The organism is Pseudomonas sp. p106, from assembly GCF_003936645.1.
GTDB classification, from domain to species: Bacteria; Pseudomonadota; Gammaproteobacteria; order Pseudomonadales; family Pseudomonadaceae; genus Aquipseudomonas; species Aquipseudomonas putida_E.
The window spans coordinates 141331-160968 of sequence record NZ_RHQR01000002.1; the positions used below are offsets into that span (position 1 = coordinate 141331).

Genomic DNA, 19638 nt, shown 5'->3' on the forward strand with positions numbered 1-19638 from the left:
CGATAATTTTATGAACACTGCATACCGCAAAGCCCTGCCAGGTACTGACCTGGACTATTTCGATGCCCGTGCCGCGGTCGAGGCCATCAAGCCCGGTGCCTACGACAACCTGCCTTATACCTCGCGCGTGCTCGCCGAAAACCTGGTGCGCCGCTGCGACCCTGCAACCCTGAACGCCTCGCTCGGCCAGCTGATCGAACGCAAGCGCGACCTCGACTTCCCGTGGTTCCCGGCGCGCGTGGTGTGCCACGACATCCTCGGCCAGACCGCGCTGGTCGACCTCGCCGGCCTGCGTGACGCCATCGCCGAGAAAGGTGGCGACCCGGCGGCAGTCAACCCGGTCGTGCCGGTGCAACTGATCGTCGATCACTCGCTGGCCGTCGAGTGCGGTGGCTTCGACCCGCAGGCCTTTGACAAGAACCGCGCCATTGAAGACCGTCGCAACGAAGACCGCTTCCATTTCATCAACTGGACCAAAAAGGCGTTCAAGAACGTCGATGTGATCCAGCCCGGTAACGGCATCATGCACCAGATCAATCTGGAGAAAATGTCGCCGGTGATCCACAGCGATCGCGGTGTGGCCTACCCGGATACCTGCGTGGGCACCGACAGCCATACCCCGCATGTCGACGCGCTGGGCGTGATCGCCATCGGCGTCGGCGGCCTGGAAGCTGAAAACGTCATGCTGGGCCGGGCCTCGTGGATGCGCCTGCCGGAAATCGTCGGCGTGGAGCTGCGCGGCAAGCTGGCGCCCAACATCACCGCCACCGACCTGGTGCTGGCCTTGACCGAGTTCCTGCGCAAGCAGAAGGTGGTTGGCGCCTACCTTGAGTTCTACGGCGAAGGTGCACGCGCCCTGACCCTCGGCGACCGTGCGACCATCTCCAACATGGCACCGGAATATGGTGCAACCGCTGCAATGTTCGCCATCGACCAGCAAACCATCGACTACCTGAAACTGACCGGCCGTGAAGATCAGCAGGTGAAGCTGGTGGAAACCTACGCCAAGGCCACGGGCTTGTGGGCTGACGCGTTGGCCACGGCCGAATACGAACGCGTGCTGAACTTCGACCTGTCGAGCGTGGTGCGCAACATGGCCGGGCCGTCCAACCCGCATGCCCGTGTTGCCACCAGTGAGCTGGCAGCCAAGGGCATCGCTGGTGCCTGGGACGAGATACCGGGGCAGATGCCTGACGGCGCAGTGATCATCGCTGCGATTACCAGTTGCACCAACACCAGCAACCCGCGCAACGTGATCGCCGCTGGCCTGCTGGCGCGCAATGCCAACAAGCTCGGCCTGGCGCGCAAGCCGTGGGTCAAGTCGTCGCTCGCGCCCGGCTCCAAGGCCGTGCAGCTGTACCTGGAGGAAGCGGGGCTGGAGAAGGAGCTGGAGCAACTGGGCTTCGGTATCGTCGCCTTCGCCTGCACCACCTGCAACGGCATGTCCGGTGCTTTGGACCCGGTGATCCAGCAGGAAATCATCGACCGTGACCTCTACGCGACGGCGGTGCTCTCGGGCAACCGCAACTTCGATGGGCGCATCCACCCGTACGCCAAGCAGGCATTTCTCGCTTCGCCGCCGCTGGTGGTGGCCTATGCCATTGCCGGCACCATCCGCTTCGACATCGAGAAGGATGTACTGGGCGTAGTCGATGGTCAGCAAATCCGCCTCAAGGACATCTGGCCAAGCGACGAAGAGATCGATGCGGTGGTGCGCGCTGCGGTCAAGCCGGAGCAGTTCCGCAAGGTCTACATCCCGATGTTCGCTATCGAGCAAGACCGTGGGCCGAAAGTGGCGCCGCTTTACGAGTGGCGTCCGATGAGTACCTATATCCGCCGCCCGCCCTACTGGGAAGGCGCCCTGGCCGGTGAGCGCACGTTGCGCGGCATGCGTCCGTTGGCGGTGCTGCCGGACAACATCACCACCGACCACCTGTCACCTTCCAATGCCATCCTGCTCGACAGCGCGGCGGGTGAATACCTGGCCAAGATGGGCCTGCCGGAGGAGGACTTCAACTCCTACGCCACGCACCGCGGCGACCACCTGACGGCGCAGCGTGCCACCTTCGCCAACCCCAAGCTGTTCAACGAGATGGTGCGCAAACCCGATGGCAGCGTGCAGCAGGGTTCGCTGGCGCGCCTGGAGCCGGAGGGCAAGGTGACCCGGATGTGGGAAGCCATCGAAACCTACATGCAGCGCAAGCAGCCGCTGATCATCGTTGCCGGTGCCGACTATGGGCAAGGCTCGTCCCGCGACTGGGCGGCCAAGGGCGTGCGGCTGGCGGGCGTCGAGGCGATCGTGGCCGAAGGCTTCGAGCGTATTCACCGCACCAACCTGGTGGGCATGGGCGTGTTGCCGCTCGAATTCCTGCCGGGCACCGACCGCAAGACCCTGGGCCTGGATGGCAGCGAGACCTATGACGTGGCAGGTGAGCGCAAGCCGCGTGCAACCCTGACGCTGGTGGTCACGCGCAGCAATGGCGAACGGGTCGAGGTACCGGTGACCTGCCGGCTCGATACCGCCGAAGAGGTGTCGATCTACGAGGCGGGCGGGGTACTGCAGCGCTTCGCCCAGGATTTCCTCGAAGCTACCGCCTGAGCTTGAAAAGCGGGGCCGCGTTGCGGCCCTTTCGCGACGCAAGGCCGCTCCTCCCGGGGCTGTAGGAGCGGCCTTGCGCCGCGAAGGGCTGCAAAGCAGCCCCAAGGGTATTTCGCCGGACTATCAGGACAGCACAACCATGGCACACGCACCACAAATCAAGATCCCCGCCACCTACATCCGCGGCGGCACCAGCAAAGGCGTGTTCTTCCGCCTGCAAGACCTCCCTGAACGAGCCCAAGTCCCAGGGCCGGCCCGTGACGCACTGCTACTGCGGGTCATCGGTAGCCCCGACCCCTACGCCAAGCAGATCGACGGCATGGGCGGCGCCACCTCAAGCACCAGCAAAACCGTGATCCTGTCGCAAAGCGCCAAGCCCGACCACGACGTCGACTACCTGTTCGGCCAGGTAGCCATCGACAAGGCCTTCGTCGACTGGAGCGGCAACTGCGGCAACCTGTCTGCTGCTGTCGGTTCGTTCGCCATCAGCAGTGGCTTGGTCGAGCCGTCGCGCATCCCGCGTAATGGCGTTGCCACCGTGCGTATCTGGCAGGTCAATATCGGCAAGACCATCATCGCTCATGTGCCGATCACCGAGGGCCAAGTGCAGGAAACCGGCGACTTCGAACTCGACGGTGTGACGTTCCCGGCGGCTGAGGTGCAACTGGAGTTCCTTGATCCGGCGGCCGATGAGGGCGAAGGCGGCGGGGCGATGTTCCCTACCGGCAACCTGGTGGATGACCTGGAGGTGCCCGGTGTCGGTACCTTCAAAGCCACTTTGATCAACGCGGGGATCCCGACCATTTTCGTCAATGCCACCGATATCGGTTATGCCGGTACCGAGCTGCAGGATGCGATCAACGGCGATGCCCAGGCGCTGACGCGTTTCGAGGCGATCCGTGCCCATGGCGCCGTGCGCATGGGGCTGATCGAGCATGTCGACCAGGCGGCCGGGCGTCAGCACACGCCGAAGGTGGCTTTCGTTGCGCCGCCAAGCACCTACACTGCGTCCAGTGGCAAGGCTGTCGAGGCGGCTGACATCGACCTGCTGGTGCGTGCACTTTCCATGGGCAAGTTGCACCACGCGATGATGGGTACTGCTGCGGTGGCCATCGGTACCGCTGCTGCCATTCCAGGTACGTTGGTCAACCTCGCTGCTGGCGGGGGCGAGCGCAGTGCCGTGCGCTTCGGCCATCCCTCCGGCACTTTGCGGGTCGGGGCTCAGGCCAGCCAGGTGGATGGTGAGTGGACGGTCACCAAGGCAATCATGAGTCGTAGTGCCCGGGTGTTGATGGAAGGCTGGGTAAGGGTGCCTGGCGACAGCTTCTGACGCACCATTGGCGCTTGGCTTTGAATCAGCAGGGCCGCTGCGCGGCCCGTCGCTGGCAATCCGGTTCCTGCATTGACCGTGTGGGAGCCGGTTCACCGGCGATGGGCTGCGTAGCAGCCCCAATCAAAGGAGCTGCAAATGAGCGCCAACGTGGACCTGAACGAGCGTCCTGACTACGACGGGGTGCTGCAAACCCTTGCCGATTACGTTCTCACCTACCGCGTCGAATCCCTCGAGGCGCTGGACACCGCGCGCAATTGCCTGATGGACACCCTGGGCTGCGGCCTGTTGGCCCTGCGCTTTCCAGAGTGCACCAAGCACCTCGGCCCGCTGGTGGAGGGAACAGTGGTGCCCAATGGCGCCCGGGTGCCCGGCACCAGCTACCGGCTCGACCCGGTCAAGGCCGCCTGGGATATCGGCTGCACCGTGCGTTGGCTGGATTACAACGACACCTGGCTTGCCGCCGAGTGGGCCCACCCTTCCGATAACCTTGGGGGGATCCTCGCGGTGGCCGATCACCTGTCGCAAAAACGGGTGGCCAAGGGTGAAGGCCCGTTGCTCATGCGTGAAGTGCTCGAGGCGATGGTCATGGCCCATGAGATCCAGGGTGTGCTGGCGCTGGAAAACGCCTTCAATCGTGTCGGCCTCGACCACGTGCTGTTGGTCAAGGTGGCCTCCACGGCCGTGTGCGCCAAGCTGATGGGGGCCAATCGTGAACAACTGCTGTCGGCCCTGTCCCATGCCTTTGTCGATGGCCAGGCGCTACGCACCTACCGCCATGCACCCAACGCTGGCTCGCGCAAGTCGTGGGCCGCCGGCGATGCTTCGAGCCGTGGTGTGCGCCTGGCCGATATCGCGCTGCGTGGCGAGATGGGGGTACCCGGGGTGCTGACCGCGCCGCAGTGGGGCTTTTATGACGTGTCGTTCAGCCATACCAACAAGGACCTGGCGCTCAAGCCGTCTGCCCAGCAGACGCTGCGCGTACCGCAGGCGTTGGCCAGCTACGTGATGGAGAACGTGTTGTTCAAGGTCAGTTTCCCGGCCGAGTTCCACGCCCAGACTGCCTGCGAAGCCGCGGTCAGCCTGCACCCGCAAGTGCGCAACCGCCTGCACGAAGTCGACCGTATCGTCATCACCACCCAGGAATCGGCCATTCGCATCATCTCCAAGGTCGGCCCGCTGGCCAATGCTGCCGATCGCGACCACTGCCTGCAGTACATGGTGGCGGTGCCGCTTATATTCGGCCATCTGGTGGCCGAGCATTACGAAGATGCCTTCCACGCCGCCCACCCGAGCATCGACCGTCTGCGCGAAAAGATGGAGGTGGTCGAGGACCCTCGTTTCAGCCGTGAATACCTGGAGCCGGACAAACGCTCGATCGCCAATGGCTTGCAGGTGTTCTTCAAGGATGGCAGCAGTACCGAGCAGGTGGTGGTGGAGTACCCGGTCGGGCACCGGCGCCGGCGCGGCGAGGGTATCCCCTTGCTGGAGGCCAAGTTCAGGGACAACCTGGCGACGCGGTTTGCGCCTCAGCGTTGCCTGGAGATTTTCGAGCTGTGCGAGGATCAGCAGCGGCTGGAGGTAACGGCGGTGCACCGGTTTGTGGATTTGTTCGTGATCTGAGGCGAGCAAAAGCAAAAAACCCCGGCATTGATGCCGGGGTTTTTTCTTGTAGCGTACCGCTGATTACGCTTGAACAACCGGGATCTTGGCGTTGGCCGCAGCTTCGCGGAACTCGGCGATCTGGTCGAAGCTCAGGTAGCGGTAAACGTCGGCAGCCATGCTGTCGATGTCTTTCGCGTACTGCATGTACTCCTCGACGGTCGGCAGCTTGCCGATGATCGATGCGACAGCAGCCAGCTCGGCCGATGCCAGGTAGACGTTGGTGGCGTCGCCCAGGCGGTTCGGGAAGTTACGGGTCGACGTGGAGACCACGGTCGAACCGGTCTGCACACGTGCCTGGTTACCCATGCACAGCGAGCAGCCTGGCATTTCCATGCGCGCACCGGCCTTGCCGTAGATGCCGTAGTAGCCTTCTTCGGTCAGCTGGTGGGCGTCCATCTTGGTTGGCGGAGCCAGCCACAGACGAGTCGGAATACCGCCCTTGACCTTCTCCAGCAGCTTGCCGGCAGCGCGGAAGTGACCAATGTTGGTCATGCACGAACCGATGAACACTTCGTCGATCTTCTCGCCCTGTACCGACGACAGCAGGCGGGCGTCGTCCGGGTCGTTCGGCGCGCAGAGCACAGGCTCCTTGACGTCGGCCAGGTCGATTTCGATGATTTCGGCGTATTCGGCATCGGCGTCAGCCGACAGCAGCTCAGGCTTGGCCAGCCAGGCTTCCATGGCCTGGGCGCGACGCTCCAGGGTGCGGGCATCGCCGTAGCCTTCGCCGATCATCCAGCGCAGCAGGGTGATGTTCGACTTCAGGTACTCGGCGATGGCCTTTTCCGGCAGCTTGATGGTGCAGCCGGCAGCGGAACGCTCGGCCGAGGCGTCGGACAGTTCGAACGCTTGCTCGACGGTCAGTTCGTCCAGGCCTTCGATTTCCAGGATGCGGCCGGAGAAGGCGTTTTTCTTGCCTTTCTTCTCGACGGTCAGCAGGCCCTGCTGGATGGCGTAGTAAGGGATGGCATGCACCAGGTCACGCAGGGTGATGCCTGGCTGCAGTTTGCCCTTGAAGCGCACCAGGATCGACTCTGGCATGTCCAGCGGCATGACGCCGGTGGCGGCGGCGAAGGCCACCAGGCCGGAACCGGCCGGGAACGAGATGCCGATCGGGAAACGGGTGTGCGAGTCACCACCGGTACCGACGGTGTCAGGCATCAGCATGCGGTTCAGCCAGCTGTGGATGATGCCGTCGCCTGGGCGCAGCGACACGCCGCCACGGGTGCGGATGAAGTCTGGCAGGGTGTGGTGGGTAGTGACGTCGATCGGCTTCGGATAGGCCGCGGTGTGGCAGAACGACTGCATCACCAGGTCAGCGGAGAAGCCCAGGCACGCCAGGTCTTTGAGCTCATCGCGGGTCATCGGGCCAGTGGTGTCCTGGGAGCCGACGGTGGTCATCTTCGGCTCGCAGTATGCACCTGGGCGCACGCCCTGGCCTTCGGGCAGGCCGCAGGCACGGCCGACCATTTTCTGAGCCAGGGTGAAGCCCTTGCCGGAATCGGCAGGCTGCTCTGGCTTCTTGAACAGGTCGGATGCACCCAGGCCCAGCTCGGTACGGGCTTTTTCGGTCAGGCCACGGCCGACGATCAGCGGGATACGGCCGCCAGCGCGGACTTCATCCAGCAGTACTTCGGTTTTCAGCTCGAAGCTGGTGACCAGCTCGTCGCTGTCGTGACGGCGTACTTCACCTTTGTATGGGTAAACGTCGATGACGTCGCCCATGCCCAGGTTGGTGCAGTCGAATTCGATCGGCAGGGCGCCGGCGTCTTCCATGGTGTTGTAGAAGATCGGGGCGATCTTGGTGCCGAAGCAGAAGCCACCGGCGCGCTTGTTCGGCACGTACGGGATGTCGTCGCCGAAGAACCACAGCACCGAGTTGGTGGCGGATTTGCGCGAAGAACCGGTACCGACCACGTCACCGACGTAGGCGACCGGGAAGCCTTTGGCCTTGACCGCTTCGATTTGCGCCAGCGGGCCGACCGAGCCCGGCTGCTGCGGCTCGATGCCGTCGCGGGCCATTTTCAGCATGGCCAGGGCGTGCAGCGGGATGTCAGGGCGCGACCAGGCGTCCGGGGCAGGGGACAGGTCGTCAGTGTTGGTTTCGCCCGGCACCTTGAACACGGTCAGGGTGTACTTGTCGGCGATGGCCGGACGCGAGGTGAACCACTCGCCGGCAGCCCAGGATTCCAGCACGGCCTCGGCGTGAGCGTTGCCCGCCTTGGCTTTTTCGGCCACGTCGTGGAAAGCATCGAACATCAGCAGGGTGTGCTTGAGCTTTTCGGCCGCGACGGCGCCCAGTTCGGCGTCATCCAGCAGCGCGACCAGCGTTTCGATGTTGTAGCCGCCCTGCATGGTGCCCAGCAGCTCGGTGGCGTGCTTGCGGCCGATCAGTGGCGAGTTGGCTTCACCCTTGGCCACGGCAGACAGGAAAGCGGCCTTGACGTAGGCAGCTTCGTCGACTCCTGGTGGAACGCGGTGGGTGATCAGGTCTACGAGGAAGGCTTCTTCGCCGGCCGGCGGGTTTTTCAGCAGCTCGACCAGGCCTGCGGTTTGTTCGGCGTTCAGCGGCTGGGGCACGATACCCAGGGCGGCACGCTCTTCGATGTGTTTGCGGTAGGCTTCAAGCACAGTTATTACCCTCATCAGTGGTCCCTAAAGGGAGTCCGGGACGCTCATCCAGCATTCTCTGCACCCATGCGCCATCACGGCTTCTTGGGCCGCCCAGCCAGGGTCGCAGAGAATCCTTACAGAAGCTGCTTTCAAAGTTTTACGCCTGCAGAACGGGGGCTGATGAGGGCTGGCGCGGGCATGCGAGGGGTGCATGGCCCGGGCCAACGCCGTTCTACCGGATCAACTGTGCTCGTGACGCTTTGAAAACAGCTTCCAACGGACATTGTTGCCTTGAAAAGGCGGGATGATTCTACGGCAAATTGTCGCAGAAGGTAAGGCGGCGAACATGACTTTAACGAGTGACCCTGGTTAGACAAAGGGCTAACATGGGCCTGTGTTCCACCGCCAAGCCGTTGTTTTTCCATGCCCAACCAGTCCATCAAGACCCCTTGCGTCGGCCTTTGCTCCACGGTGTATGGAGACACGGTGTGCCGTGGCTGCAAGCGTTTCCATCACGAAGTCATCCACTGGAACGCTTACGACGACGATCACAAGCGTGCCGTTTTGCTGCGCCTGGAACAGTTGCTGGTACAGGTGATGATGGCCAAGCTGGAAGTGTTCGATACGAACCTGCTGCGTCAGCAGCTGCAGCAGCGCTCCATCCGCTTTGTCGAGCAGCAGTCTGAGTATTGTTGGGCGTATCAGCTGATTGCACGCGGTGCCCGCCTGATTCGCGACCTGGAAGCGTACGGGATGGCGTTGCTGCCCGAGTTTCGGGACTGGGAGCTGCCGCAGTTGCGCGATGCCATCGACCGCGAATTCTTTTTGTTGTCCGAGGCGCATTACCAGCGCTATATCGCGCCGGGGTTCCTGCGTACCGAACTGAGGTAAGCCTTCTTCCTGCCCCCTGCCTTGAAAAGGCGCCACTGTGCGTTTTTATCGAGCGAAAGGAGTACGGATGATGGCGCAGCTGTGTTTTGAACCGCTGCTGAGTTTTACCGCGACATGCCGCTGGCAATTGCTGGATGCACCGTTGCGGGCCGCCCAGATTGACGATGATGAAATCACCCGGCCGTTCTGGGTCGAATTCGATGACTGGAACGGTGACGATGGTTGGCTGATGACCAGCCTGGACTATGGCGAGGAAATGTTGCAATCGTTCCTGATTGACTCGCTATGGGGTCGCGAGGCTCGTAAGCGTGCGTTTTGTGACGTTTTCTGGTTTGGTGTCTATCGACTTGCAACAGGCTTCGTTTACGAGATCCGCCCGGCATATGAGGGCAATAATGTCGACCGTTGGCCTTCACTGGAATACTGGCTCGACGTCAGTCGAAACGGTTATCTGGGCTTTTACCCGGCGCGTTCGGATGCCGGTGTGTGCAAGGATGACCCGGCCAGTCTGGCGTTGCGAGACCCCTTCGGGACATCCGTGGTGTTACCCGCCGACCCGCCTATCGACCTGGAGACGGCACTGTACAAGCTGACCGCCGGGCGGCGAACGCCACTGTGGCATATCCCTGGCCTGGATCCACAGGAGTTGCAAGAGGGGCAAGTGCTCTTGAACCTGAAACTGTACAGCGCGGACGGTCGGCAAGTGAGGCGACGGGTGGAGAGGGTTGCATACCTCAACAACCGTCGAGGCGAGCGTGGCCAGTTCAGCCTGCAGGTGTCGAACCCTTGTGTGCCGCCTCACCCTCGTCCGCTCGTTGCCAAGGCTTGACCCCGTGCTCGTGTAGCGCAGCGCCAGTCAATCGCCGCTGTATTCGCAGCCGCTGGTGCAGGTTTCATGAATACGCACCTTGGACAGCTCCGGCAGCAGCGGCTTGACTTGCTCCCAGATCCACTTGGCGATGACCTCGCTGGTGGGGTTTTCCAGGCCTGGAATATCGTTGAGGTAGTTGTGGTCCAACTGCTCGTAGATCGGCTTGAAGATCGCCTTGATCTCGGAAAAGTCGCGGATCCAGCCGGTATGCGGGTCAAGCGGGCCGGTCAGATGCAGGCCGACCTTGAACGAGTGGCCATGCAGGCGGCCGCATTTGTGCCCGGCCGGGACGTTAGGCAGGCGGTGGGCCGATTCGAAGGTAAATTCCTTAAAGATTTCCACGGTCAGAACTCTGTGTGTATCGAAGATGCGCGCAGTCTACCAGCATGGTCGCTACAAGGCTTGCAGGCGTTCGTGCAGCCGCCCGGTGGCGATCAGCTCCAGCAGTTCGTCACCCAGCCGCTGGCTTTCGGCAATGGCCTGGTACCAGTAGCGTTTGCGGCTGGGGGCATCGCCCATGAAACGCTTGAAGTCGTTGCGGTCGGGCAGCTTGCCGAAGGGCAGTGCGGCCAGGTACTGCGGTGACGGCGTCACCAACAGCACATTGCGCAGGCGCGTGGCATCGCCCTTGCGCCATGGCAGCGCTTTGTCGAACCAGCCAGGCACGACCTTGTCGGTGAAATGCGGGTAAAGCACCAGGTCGTCGCCGCGGTATGGCAGGTCGAGGTGATAGTCGAGCAAGCCGCCGTCGCGGTAGGTGCCCGCACCCGCACCGGGGATGTCGCGCACGCCTTCCATGACCATCGGGATCGAGCCGGACGCGAGCAGGGCGTGGCGCAGGTTGCCCTGGCCCAGTGGCAGGTAGCGTGAGGGAAAGTCTGTGAGTTGATCCAGCGGCGGGGCGGCACGCTCATCGTGCAGGATGACCCGTTCGAAATGCCGGCCCAGGCGCGAGCGCCCCAGCAGATTGCTGGCGATCACCGAGCCCAGCCCCATCCCCAACCGGCCGCGGTGGTCGTGGGCAAGATGGCCGTGGCTCTTCACCACCAGGATGTTCAGGCGGTAGTACGGGTTTGCCAGGATCTGCCCATCGCGCCCTTGCAGCAGGTCGTCGAGCATCTGCTGGCAACTGCGGCTGATCTGGGCTGCGGTCACACCTTTGGCGAAGTCCTGTTCGGTATACAGCTCGCCGAGGCGGCGGATGCCTGCGACCGGGTCGTCAAGGCAGGCGCTGGCGAAACGCCAGGAGCCGATCGATGCGCCAATCAATGCCCGCTGGCGAGGGGCCGATGGCAGCCACTCGCCAAACAGCGCCAGGTCCAATCCCTGAATCCCCAGCGGCTTGGGCCCGCCAGCGGCGCCTGGCACCACACCGACGTCCGCTGCCTGCAGCCCGCGTTCGCGGATCTGCTGCAGGGCACGTTTGCCGGCCTTCAGGGTCAGAGCCGGGTACTTGATATGGATGGCGCTCATGGACGGCCTCGCAACTCACAGGAGGGCCATTATAGGGAGTCGCTGGTTGATGCGCTGCGCTATCATGGCGCCAGCTATTTTCAGGTTGAGTTAAGGACCGGTGGATAATCTTAACTCCGTAGACAAATTGCACACCTCGATGGAGAGAACCTGATGAAAACCCTGACTGCCTTGTTCACTGCCGCTGCGCTTGCTTTCGGTGCCAACGTCGCCCTGGCCAAGGACGTCCAGCCTGACGAAGTGGTCAAGCTGGTGAATGCCAAGACCATCAAGTCGCTGGATGAGCTCAAGGCCACTGCCGTTGCCAAGCACCCGGGCGCCACCGTCACCGATTCGGAGCTGGAAAACGAATACGGTCGCTACATCTACAAGGTCGAGATGCGTGACACCCAGAACGTCGAATGGGACGTTGACCTGGACGCCAAGACCGGTGAAGTGCTGAAGGACGAACAGGACCGCTGATGATCCACTTGACCCGGTGGGCGCGCTACCTGGCGCTCTCGCTGCTGGCCGTCTGCTCCTTGGCCGTTGCTCGCGACCTGGATCAGGATGAGGCCCTGCAGTTGCGCCAGAAAGGCGTGATTCTGCCGCTCGAGCAATTGCTCGAGACCGCCCTGGGGCGCCACCCCGGGGCGCGGTTGCTGGAGGCGGAGCTGGAAGAAGACGATGATCGCTACGAATACGAAGTCGAGCTGCTGACCACCGAAGGCGTGGTGCGCGAGATCAAACTCGATGCCAGCACCGGTGCCCTGCTCAAAGACGAGGAAGACGACTGAATGCGCCTGTTGCTTGTCGAGGACAACGTTCCCCTGGCTGACGAGTTGATTGCCGGCCTGCAGCGCCAGGGCTACGCCGTGGACTGGCTGGCCGACGGCCGGGACGCGGTATATCAGGGCCAGAGCGAACCCTACGACTTGATCATTCTGGACCTCGGCCTGCCGGGGTTGCCGGGGCTGGACGTGCTGGCGCAGTGGCGTGCCGCAGGTCTGGCCACGCCAGTGCTGATCCTGACCGCGCGAGGCTCGTGGGCCGAGCGCATCGAGGGGTTGAAGGCTGGCGCCGACGACTACATGAGCAAGCCCTTCCACCCTGAAGAGCTGCAGTTGCGCATTCAGGCGCTGCTGCGCCGGGCGAAGGGCCTTGCCAACCAGCCCCGTCTTGAAGCCGCCGGGTTGCACCTGGACGAAAGCCGCCAGTGCGTGAGCCGCGAGGGGGTGGACATCCAGCTGACCGCTGCGGAGTTCCGCCTGTTGCGTTACTTCATGCTGCACCCTCAACAGATCCTCTCCAAGAGCCACCTGGCCGAGCACTTGTACGACGGTGAAACCGAGCGTGACTCCAACGTGCTCGAAGTGCACGTCAACCATTTGCGCCGCAAGCTGGGCCGCAGTGTCATCGAGACCCGCCGCGGGCAAGGCTACATCTACGCCGGGAGCACCGGGTGAAATCGATTCAGGCACGCTTGAGCCTGGGCCTTGTAGCCGTATTGGTGGTGGTCGGGGTGGTGCTTGCGCAGCTTACCTTGTGGTTGTTCGAGGCCGGTTTGCAGCGCTATCTGGAAAACGGCCTGCGCAAGGAAAGCGAGAACCTGCTGGTGGCGCTGGTGCGCGGGCCTTCGGGGTTGCAGTTGGATGAGCGGCGCATTTCCGCCGCCTATCAACGGCCGTTTTCCGGTTACTACTTCCGCATCGATTTCGACAAGGGCACCTGGCGCTCGCGCTCTTTATGGGACCTGGACATGCCGAAACCGGCCGCGCCCGGTCTCTCCGATAGCCACGAGCTGGGCCCGGAAGGCCAGCAGTTGCTTGCGCTGCGTGCCGATTACCGGCGGCTGGGCCAGGACATTTCGATCAGCGTCGCCCAGGATTACTCGCCTGTGCGCGAGGGGTTCCGGCGCCTGCAGCAGATCGGCCTGGGGATGGGCCTGGTGGCGCTGATCCTGGTGCTGGTGCTGCAGCGCATCACCGTCACCCGTTCGTTGCGCCCGCTGGAGCGGGCGCGTCAGCAGATTGCTCAGTTGCAGCAAGGCCAGCGCTCGCAGCTCGATGCCCAAGTGCCCAGCGAACTGGCACCGCTGGTGGGTCAGATCAATCATCTGCTCAGCCATACCGAAGACAGCCTGCGCCGTTCGCGCAACGCGTTGGGCAACCTGGGTCATGCATTGAAGACGCCATTGGCGGTGCTGCTGAGCCTGGCGTCCAGCGAGCGCCTGAATGGCTTGCCCGAAGTGCGTGCGCAACTGCGCGAGCAACTGGAGCAGATCCAGCAGCGCCTGGCACGCGAACTGAACCGGGCGCGCCTGGCCGGGGATGCGCTGCCTGGCGCTCAATTCGACTGCGATACCGAGCTTCCGGGGTTGCTCGCCACCTTGGGCATGATCCATGGCGAAGGCTTGCTGCTCGAGCGCGATGTACCGCCAGGGTTACTGCTGCCTTGGGACCGGGAGGACTTCCTGGAGCTGCTTGGCAACCTGTTGGATAACGCCTGCAAATGGGCTGACAGCGAAGTGCGCCTGGGCATAGCCCCGACCACCGAAGGCTATCAGGTGTGGGTCGACGATGACGGTCCGGGCATACCTGAAAGCCAGCGCCTGCAGGTGCTGGAGCGCGGTTCGCGGCTGGATGAGCAAGTGGATGGGCATGGCCTGGGGCTGGGGATCGTGCGGGATATCGTCGATGCCTGGGGTGGGTCTTTGGCCTTGCTCCAGAGCCCTTTGGGCGGGTTGCGGGTGAGTATCGATTTACCGCGCAAGGTGCGCTGACCCTCTCTGGCCCTGTCGCCGGCAGCAGCACTGCAAAAAAACTGCAGTACAGCCGCATTTTTTTGAATTGGCCCAAGCCCGACACTGGGCGGCACAATCCCCTGACGAAACCCTGCGGTTTCCATCTCTCCACGGACGGAGCCCCTAGGGCCCAGGCCAGTTCGGCTGGGCTTTCTTTTGATCAGAACCACAAACACGATTACTTGAATGACTGCCTTGCGTTCCGAAAGTCGCCTGCAGCGGCTGTTGCCGTCGCCCCTGAATATTCCTCCAAAACAATGGCTGCGTGCAGGCATCGGCGCGCTGCTCGGTTTGTTCCTCGCCGGCTGGTTGACCGGTATGGCCTACGGGCCTGGTATCGCCTTGCACCTGCTGGGCCCTCTTGCGGCTTCGGCAGTGCTGGTGTTCGCCGTGCATTCCGGGCCGTTGGCCCAGCCCTGGCCAGTGCTGGGCAGCTATGCGCTGGCGGGCGCAGTGGGCCTTGCCATGCGCGAGGGGTTCGGCCCCCACCTGTGGGTTGCGGCGGCTGCCTTGGGCATCTCGCTTTTGCTGATGTGCCTGTTGCGCTGCCTGCACCCGCCGGGTGGCGGTGTTGCGGTGAGCGCGGTGCTGGCCGATTCAGGGCTGACGGCGCTGGGCGACCACCTGCTGGAGCCCGTGTTGCTCAACGCGCTGATTCTGGTGACGGTGGCAGTGGTCTACAACCGTTTGACCGGCGTCCATTACCCCAAGGGCGCTGCGCCACGCAAGGACCAGCACCACACCCACGACCCGTTGCCCAGCGAACGGGTCGGGGTCAGTGGTGCGGACCTGGATCAGGCGTTGGAAGAGTTGGGTGAGTTCGTCGACGTCACCCGCGATGAACTGGAGCGCATCATCCTGGCCACCGAGCAGCATGCCCTGCAGCGCAGCCTCGGCGGGATCAGCGCAGCTTCGGTGATGTCCCGCGATGTGCAGTTCGCCGCCCCCGACACCACCCTGGAACAGGCCTGGAAGATGCTCGCCAGTCATCACCTGAAAACCCTGCCGGTGCTGCAAGAGGGCAAGCTGGTGGGTATCGTCAGCCTTAGCGATCTGCTCGGTCCGGCCATGCAACGTGGCCGGTTCAGTTGGCGGGGGCTTTTCGCGGGCAAGGCCGTGCGTATGGAGCAGGTGATGAGCCGGCAGGTCATCAGTGTCAGCAGCCAGCACCCATTGGAACGCCTGCTGCCCCTGCTGTGCGAGCAAGGGCTGCACTGCCTGCCAGTGATCGATGGCGACCAGTTGGTCGGTGTGATCACCCAGACCGACCTGATCGCCGGCCTCAAGCGCCAGCTGCTCAGTGGCGCTGGCAGCGTTTCAGATCAGCGGGTCCCAGCGTTGTGACCAATCGCTGGCGCCGGAGGCCACCAGCCGGCGCAGCACCGCGAAGGCCTGTTGCAGGGCCTCGCTGTCGCGTTTGCGCGGGTAGACAAGGAAGGTCGGGTAGGTGAACTCCGGGGCTTGCGGTACCCGCTCGAATACCCCGCTGTCCAGATACGCCTGCACCACGCGGGTACGGAAATAGCCGCTGCCGCCTTTGTCGAGAATGAACTGCAGGGCCAGCGGCCCGAGGTTGAAGCTCAGCGCCGGTCGCGCGCAGTCGGGCAGGGCGGCGTCGTGCTGGCGGCGGAAGGCCTCGCCCCAGTCGATGTAGATGTACGGGTCGGGTTGCTCGACCCGGCGTATGCGGATCAGCTTCTCTTCCATCAACTGCTCTACCTGCAGGCCCGGGCCGTAGGTGGGCTGATAGACCAGTGCGGCGTCCAGCAGGCCCATCTCTACCTTGCGCAGCAAGGACTCACCGTCGCTGACCTCGCTGCGGATGGCGTGGCTGGGTAATGCGCAGTGCAAGGCGCTGACCCAGTCAAGCAGCATCGGGTTGCCCAGGCTCACTTCTGCCCCTACGTGCAGCACTTGCTGGCAGCCTTCGGGCAGCGGCAGGTCACGGCGCGCCGCCTCCCACGTCTGCACCAGCTGGTTGGCATAGCTGACGAAGGCTTCGCCATCACTGGTCAGGCTGGCGCCGTTGCGGCTACGCACGAACAGCTGGCAGCCCAGTTGCTGCTCGAGGCGCTGCACGCGTGCGGTGATGGCGGTCTGTGACACGAACAGGCGCTCGGCGGCGGCGACGAGGCTGCCGCACCGTACGACTTCCAGAAAAGTTCGGGCCTGCTCGATATCCATGGGCTGCTCTGTGGCGGGAAGGGTTGCCTATTCTAGAGGCTTTGCACCGTTATGGGGCGCTTTCGCCAGCGCTGCAAATCTGCATATGCGTTGTGACTTTAGTCCCATGGCGGCCGGGGCGTGGCGGTCCATACTCAAGGCTCGCCCTTCAATAACAACAAGTACCGGGTTGCCATCAACATGACCTACCAGCACAGCTACGCCCATTCCATTACCGACCCTGCTGCCTTCTGGGCCGACCAGGCCAAACATCTGGCCTGGTACCGCAAACCCACCCTGACGCTGCAGGAAAACCCGGACGGCACCCATCGCTGGTTCGCCGACGGCCGCCTGAACAGCTGCTACCTGGCCCTCGATCGGCAAATCGAGCTGGGCCGTGGCGAGCAGATGGCGTTGATCTACGACTCCCCCGTGACCGGTGTGCAGCAGGCGTTCACCTACAACCAGCTGCGTGACGAGGTGGCGTGCCTGGCCGGGTTGCTACGCCAGCTGGGGGTGGGCAAAGGCGATGGGGTGATCATCTACATGCCGATGGTGCCGCAGGCGGCCATGGCCATGCTCGCCTGCGCGCGTATCGGTGCGGTGCACTCGGTGGTGTTCGGTGGCTTTGCAGCCAACGAGCTGGCCCTGCGTATCGATGATGCGCGGCCAACCCTTCTGCTGACGGCGTCCTGCGGCCTGGAATTCGACCGGGTGATCGAGTACAAGCCGCTGGTCGACCGCGCGCTGCAACTGGCTCACCATCAGCCGCGCCACGTGCTGGTGCTGCAGCGGCCCCAGGCCAGCGCCCGGTTGCAGCCAAACCGCGACCTTGACTGGCAGCAAGCGCTGGTAAATGCCGAGCCGGTGCCTGCGGTCGAGCTGGAGTCGGCAGACCCGCTTTACATCATGTACACCTCAGGCACCACGGGCAAACCCAAGGGCATCGTCCGTGAGAACGGTGGCAACGCGGTCGCCCTCTGTTATGCCATGCGCCACATCTACGGCATGCAGGCCGGTGATGTGTGGTGGGGCATTTCCGATGTGGGCTGGGTGGTCGGCCATTCGCTGATCGTCTATGGGCCACTGATGAGCGGCTGCACCACGGTGTTCTACGAAGGCAAGCCGATCCGCACCCCGGATGCGTCGGCCTATTGGCGCGTGGTCGAGCAGTATGGGGTCAATGCCTTGTTCTGTGCACCGACCGCCATGCGGGCGATCCGCAAGGAGGACCCGGATGGCGAGCTGATCCGCCGGCATGACTTGAGTTCGCTGCGCCAGTTGTTCCTGGCCGGGGAAAAGCTCGATTCAAGCACCCACCAATGGCTGGAACGGGTTACCGGCAAGCCGGTGCACGACCATTGGTGGCAGACCGAGACCGGCTGGCCAGTCACCGCGCCATGCGTGGGGCTGGAGGGCAGCGCGGCGCGGCCGGGTTCGAGCAACCGCGCGGTGCCGGGTTATCACGTACGTGTGCTGGATGACGATGGGCACTTGCTGGGCCCGAACCATCAGGGCGCCATCGTCATCGCTCTGCCGCTGCCGCCCGGTTGCAGCCAGACCTTGTGGGGCGATCATGAGCGCTACCTGCAGGCTTATCTGCAGACTTACCCGGGTTACTACCACACCGGTGATGGTGGCTACCTGGATGACGATGGCTTCGTCTACATCATGGGGCGAACCGATGATGTGATCAACGTCTCCGGCCATCGCCTTTCCACCGGCGAAATGGAGGACCTGGTGGCGTGCCACCCTGCGGTGGCCGAATGCGCGGTAATCGGTGTGCATGACGAGATCAAGGGCCAGGTGCCCTTGGCGCTGGTAGTGCTCAAGGACGGGGAGGGCATTACCGAGGCGCAACTGTTGGTGGACTTGGTGGGCAGGGTGCGTGAAGCGATCGGCGCGTTGGCCTGCTTCAACCGGGTGCGCTTGGTGAAACGGCTGCCCAAGACCCGCTCGGGCAAGATCCTGCGGGCGGTGCTGCGCAAAATTGCCGATGGCCAGGCGTATGTGCCGCCCTCGACACTGGATGATCCGGCGGTGCTCAAAGAGATCGAAACGGTGCTGGCGGACCTGCCCAGGGCAGGCTGACCGGTTGGCCTGGCTAGCGCGTGAATGCGAGGGTTCAGCCGATGAAATCCTGCGGGCCGACCTGATGCAACTGCCCCAGCCGGCTGCGGGTGCGCATCAGGTCGGCAATGGTGCCGCCAAGGCTCTCTTCCAGCCGCCGCTGCCCGATCACCGTCACCTGGCAGTCCTGATCGTACAGCACATCCACCAGGTTGACGAAGCGCTGCTGCGCTGCCAATGAGCACTCCGAGAGGTCATCCAGCCCGTCGATGATCCAGGCATCATATTGCTGGGCAAGCTGCAGATAATCGATCACTGCTGTGGGCTGCTCGCACAGGTCGTCAAAGGCGAACATCACCAGCCTGTCGTTACTGGCGAGCGCGCGAAGGTTGCGTTTGTTCACCTCAAGCGTGAGCGGGTGCGCGGGCGGCACCTTCAGCGCAAGGCGCTGGGCCGCATCGCCCGGCCATACATAGTGGCCCTGGGTAAAGCGCTGGTGTTCGCGGTTGGCCGGCAGGCTGCGAAAGTCTGTGTCGCCGCCCACTTCAAGGACCTCCATGCGGCCATGGATCAGGCGGATCACCGGCAGGAATCGCTCGTGATACAGCGGGTTGGGCAGCAGGCCCTCGGGTGCGTAGTTCGAAGTCACCAGCACGAAGATGCCACGCGCGAACAAGGCATTGAACAGGCGGGTGAGCAGCATGGCATCACCGATGTCATGCACATGGAATTCGTCGAAACACAGCACCTTGCAGTCGCCCAGCAATGCGTCCAGCGTGGCGCCAAGGGCATCGTCCAGCAGCCTGTGACGGTGCATGCCCTGGTGCAGGCGGGCAAAAAAATCATGGAAGTGCAGGCGTTTTTTCGCCTCGATCGGCACTGCCTGGAAGAAACCGTCCAGCAGCCAGCTCTTGCCGCGGCCAACCGACCCGTACAAGTAAAGGCTGCGTGGTTCGCCTGGCAAGCGGGCAAGCTGCTCGGCCATGGCCTGGATGACCCGGCGCTGGCCCGCGCTGAGCTGATAGCCACGGCTGCGCGCCTTGTCTTCGAACCATGCGAGCCGCTCGCTCTGGCTGGAGGTGGCGGGTCGCAGGCGTTGGCCCAGTTGGCGCAGGGGGGAGGGGATCCAGGCAGACAAAAGCTAAGCTCCTTGGGCACAGGAAGGTCAGCGCGCAGCTTGC

General features: G+C 63.5%; 16 protein-coding genes. 11 read left to right on the forward strand and 5 right to left on the reverse strand.

The window, feature by feature from the left end; all coding sequences use genetic code 11:
- Positions 1–10 precede the first annotated feature (10 nt).
- The 3 genes from acnD to prpD all read left to right on the forward strand — a co-directional run bounded on the left by acnD (position 11) and on the right by prpD (position 5552).
- Positions 11–2599: a Fe/S-dependent 2-methylisocitrate dehydratase AcnD gene (acnD, locus tag EGJ09_RS03280; protein WP_119688614.1), complete on the forward strand. Its 2589-nt coding sequence runs from the start codon at positions 11–13 to the stop codon at positions 2597–2599.
- Between the two features lie 139 nt (positions 2600–2738).
- Entirely contained in the window at positions 2739–3929 is a 1191-nt protein-coding gene (gene prpF, locus EGJ09_RS03285; RefSeq protein ID WP_125923216.1) for a 2-methylaconitate cis-trans isomerase PrpF, read from the forward strand.
- A 138-nt stretch (positions 3930–4067) separates the two neighbouring features.
- Positions 4068–5552, forward strand: a complete 1485-nt coding sequence (gene prpD / locus EGJ09_RS03290; protein ID WP_125923217.1) for a 2-methylcitrate dehydratase — start codon at positions 4068–4070, stop codon at positions 5550–5552.
- A 63-nt stretch (positions 5553–5615) separates the two neighbouring features.
- Here the strand turns inward: prpD and acnB are convergent, their stop codons facing one another.
- The gene (gene acnB / locus EGJ09_RS03295) at positions 5616–8225 is read right to left on the reverse strand and encodes a bifunctional aconitate hydratase 2/2-methylisocitrate dehydratase (RefSeq protein ID WP_125923352.1); all 2610 of its coding nucleotides are present in this window, start codon (positions 8223–8225) and stop codon (positions 5616–5618) included.
- Between the two features lie 405 nt (positions 8226–8630).
- Here acnB and EGJ09_RS03300 point away from each other — a divergent pair, with 405 nt between their 5' ends.
- On the forward strand, positions 8631–9098 hold the full coding sequence (locus EGJ09_RS03300; protein WP_046787307.1) for a DUF1289 domain-containing protein: 468 nt from the start codon (positions 8631–8633) through the stop codon (positions 9096–9098).
- A 67-nt stretch (positions 9099–9165) separates the two neighbouring features.
- Positions 9166–9927 (forward strand): hypothetical protein, encoded by a 762-nt coding sequence (locus EGJ09_RS03305; RefSeq protein WP_125923218.1) that lies wholly within the window; start codon positions 9166–9168, stop codon positions 9925–9927.
- Between the two features lie 27 nt (positions 9928–9954).
- Here the strand turns inward: EGJ09_RS03305 and queD are convergent, their stop codons facing one another.
- Both queD and EGJ09_RS03315 read right to left on the reverse strand, forming a co-directional pair.
- Positions 9955–10311: a 6-carboxytetrahydropterin synthase QueD gene (gene queD, locus EGJ09_RS03310; RefSeq protein ID WP_012313684.1), complete on the reverse strand. Its 357-nt coding sequence runs from the start codon at positions 10309–10311 to the stop codon at positions 9955–9957.
- Between the two features lie 51 nt (positions 10312–10362).
- The gene (locus tag EGJ09_RS03315) at positions 10363–11442 is read right to left on the reverse strand and encodes a patatin-like phospholipase family protein (RefSeq protein WP_125923219.1); all 1080 of its coding nucleotides are present in this window, start codon (positions 11440–11442) and stop codon (positions 10363–10365) included.
- A gap of 153 nt (positions 11443–11595) precedes the next feature.
- Between EGJ09_RS03315 and EGJ09_RS03320 the strand changes: the two genes are divergently transcribed.
- The 5 genes from EGJ09_RS03320 (at position 11596) to EGJ09_RS03340 (ending at position 15568) form a co-directional block, all read left to right on the forward strand.
- Positions 11596–11904: a PepSY domain-containing protein gene (locus tag EGJ09_RS03320; RefSeq protein ID WP_046787304.1), complete on the forward strand. Its 309-nt coding sequence runs from the start codon at positions 11596–11598 to the stop codon at positions 11902–11904.
- Positions 11904–12218, forward strand: a complete 315-nt coding sequence (locus EGJ09_RS03325; protein ID WP_115275351.1) for a PepSY domain-containing protein — start codon at positions 11904–11906, stop codon at positions 12216–12218. The genes EGJ09_RS03320 and EGJ09_RS03325 overlap by 1 nt, the downstream gene beginning before the upstream one ends.
- Positions 12219–12887, forward strand: coding sequence for a response regulator transcription factor (locus EGJ09_RS03330; RefSeq protein WP_115275350.1), 669 nt, complete (start codon positions 12219–12221; stop codon positions 12885–12887).
- Positions 12884–14203: a sensor histidine kinase gene (locus EGJ09_RS03335; RefSeq protein ID WP_115275349.1), complete on the forward strand. Its 1320-nt coding sequence runs from the start codon at positions 12884–12886 to the stop codon at positions 14201–14203. Before EGJ09_RS03330 ends, EGJ09_RS03335 begins: the two co-directional genes overlap by 4 nt.
- A gap of 207 nt (positions 14204–14410) precedes the next feature.
- On the forward strand, positions 14411–15568 hold the full coding sequence (locus EGJ09_RS03340) for an HPP family protein (RefSeq protein ID WP_125923220.1): 1158 nt from the start codon (positions 14411–14413) through the stop codon (positions 15566–15568).
- On the opposite strand, the gene EGJ09_RS03345 is transcribed toward EGJ09_RS03340, so the two are convergent.
- A complete protein-coding gene (locus EGJ09_RS03345) occupies positions 15542–16408 on the reverse strand; it encodes a LysR family transcriptional regulator (RefSeq protein ID WP_039602801.1) in 867 nt (288 codons plus the stop codon). The two genes, EGJ09_RS03340 and EGJ09_RS03345, sit on opposite strands and share 27 nt — an antisense overlap.
- A 180-nt stretch (positions 16409–16588) precedes the next feature.
- Between EGJ09_RS03345 and EGJ09_RS03350 the strand changes: the two genes are divergently transcribed.
- Positions 16589–18478, forward strand: a complete 1890-nt coding sequence (locus tag EGJ09_RS03350; RefSeq protein WP_125923353.1) for a propionyl-CoA synthetase — start codon at positions 16589–16591, stop codon at positions 18476–18478.
- A gap of 34 nt (positions 18479–18512) precedes the next feature.
- Here EGJ09_RS03350 and zapE read toward each other — a convergent pair whose 3' ends face one another.
- Positions 18513–19595, reverse strand: a complete 1083-nt coding sequence (zapE, locus tag EGJ09_RS03355; RefSeq protein WP_125923221.1) for a cell division protein ZapE — start codon at positions 19593–19595, stop codon at positions 18513–18515.
- Positions 19596–19638 lie beyond the last annotated feature (43 nt).

Excerpts from the sequence above, each read along its gene's own strand:
- acnD (WP_119688614.1), top strand. The coding sequence starts at position 11 with ATGAACACTGCATACCGCAAAGCCCTGCCAGGTACTGACCTGGACTAT.
- prpF (WP_125923216.1), top strand. The coding sequence starts at position 2,739 with ATGGCACACGCACCACAAATCAAGATCCCCGCCACCTACATCCGCGGC.
- prpD (WP_125923217.1), top strand. The coding sequence starts at position 4,068 with ATGAGCGCCAACGTGGACCTGAACGAGCGTCCTGACTACGACGGGGTG.
- EGJ09_RS03300 (WP_046787307.1), top strand. The coding sequence starts at position 8,631 with ATGCCCAACCAGTCCATCAAGACCCCTTGCGTCGGCCTTTGCTCCACG.
- EGJ09_RS03305 (WP_125923218.1), top strand. The coding sequence starts at position 9,166 with ATGATGGCGCAGCTGTGTTTTGAACCGCTGCTGAGTTTTACCGCGACA.
- EGJ09_RS03315 (WP_125923219.1), bottom strand. The coding sequence starts at position 11,442 with ATGAGCGCCATCCATATCAAGTACCCGGCTCTGACCCTGAAGGCCGGC.
- EGJ09_RS03320 (WP_046787304.1), top strand. The coding sequence starts at position 11,596 with ATGAAAACCCTGACTGCCTTGTTCACTGCCGCTGCGCTTGCTTTCGGT.
- EGJ09_RS03325 (WP_115275351.1), top strand. The coding sequence starts at position 11,904 with ATGATCCACTTGACCCGGTGGGCGCGCTACCTGGCGCTCTCGCTGCTG.
- EGJ09_RS03330 (WP_115275350.1), top strand. The coding sequence starts at position 12,219 with ATGCGCCTGTTGCTTGTCGAGGACAACGTTCCCCTGGCTGACGAGTTG.
- EGJ09_RS03340 (WP_125923220.1), top strand. The coding sequence starts at position 14,411 with ATGACTGCCTTGCGTTCCGAAAGTCGCCTGCAGCGGCTGTTGCCGTCG.
- EGJ09_RS03345 (WP_039602801.1), bottom strand. The coding sequence starts at position 16,408 with ATGGATATCGAGCAGGCCCGAACTTTTCTGGAAGTCGTACGGTGCGGC.
- EGJ09_RS03350 (WP_125923353.1), top strand. The coding sequence starts at position 16,589 with ATGACCTACCAGCACAGCTACGCCCATTCCATTACCGACCCTGCTGCC.